The organism is Sphingobium sp. ba1, from assembly GCF_000743655.1.
GTDB lineage: Bacteria > Pseudomonadota > Alphaproteobacteria > Sphingomonadales > Sphingomonadaceae > Sphingobium.
This window is the reverse complement of record NZ_JPPQ01000023.1, coordinates 1,732-2,645: the sequence shown is the minus strand read 5'-3', so window position 1 is coordinate 2,645 and position 914 is coordinate 1,732. Positions and strand designations below refer to the sequence as shown.

The window sequence follows — 914 nt, the reverse complement described above, 5'->3', positions numbered from 1 at the left end:
TTCAAGCTGCCGCAAGGGCATGAGGCGCTGGCGACACAGGTCGCTGCGGCGCTCGCGCCACTCGGCATCGGCGCCAGCAAGCAGGAGGCTGGCGGCGGCGCGGACATCGCGCCGCTGGTTCGGGCGGGCGTACCGGTCATCGACCTGCAACAGGATGGCACGCGCTATTTCGATCTGCACCACACGCCCGACGATACGCTGGACAAGGTGGACCCCGCGCAACTGCGCCAAAACGTCGCCGCCTGGGCCGTCACATTGAACCTTATCGCCAATGCATCAGAATCCATGGGCGTTAACTGAACTTTTATTGTAGACAACACCCCGTCGCGTGATTCTGTCGCTTCACCGACGCAGAAAAGCATTGATTTGTGCAGCGCACACGTTAATGCGGGTCGCTCGCGTAGGGTCACATCATAAAGTGGCTGACGCGGCAAAATGCTATGGGAGCCGTACACAATGAAGAAGATCGCTGTAGTTTTCGCTTCGGCCAGCCTGATGGCTCTCGCCGCTTGCGGTGAGACCCCGGCCAACGAAACCGCGAACGCTTCGAACGCCGTGGTTGAGAATGTCGTCGAGAACGCCATGAACGCCTCGGACAATGCCATGAATGCCGCCAACGCTGCCGACAACGCTGCGATGATGGCAAACAACGCTGCGAACGCGATGTAATCTTCGCGTCAGCGAGATTTCCGAAGGGCGGGCCGTCAGGTCCGCCCTTTTTGTTTGTAAGTCGATTGACGGCACGCACATTGGGCCGCTAAGGCGCATCGACGTCGGGGAGTAGCGCAGTCTGGTAGCGCGCCTGCTTTGGGAGCAGGATGTCGCAGGTTCGAATCCTGTCTCCCCGACCACTTACCTCACATAATGCGCTGCACGATGATCCAGGCCGGCACTGCCGCCAGCGCCAGGAACGT

General features: G+C 60.3%; 2 protein-coding genes and 1 tRNA gene. All 3 read left to right on the top strand.

The annotated features are described in order from the left end of the window. Nucleotides 1-300 (top strand): M28 family peptidase (locus IL54_RS22585; protein ID WP_156106071.1); only part of this gene is annotated, 300 nt, incomplete at its 5' end. A gap of 156 nt (nt 301-456) precedes the next feature. Continuing rightward, a complete protein-coding gene (locus IL54_RS02105; RefSeq protein ID WP_037472731.1) occupies nt 457-669 on the top strand; it encodes a hypothetical protein in 213 nt (70 codons plus the stop codon). 105 nt (nt 670-774) lie between these two features. Next, a tRNA-Pro gene (locus IL54_RS02100) sits at nt 775-851 on the top strand. Nucleotides 852-914: the final 63 nt, after the last annotated feature.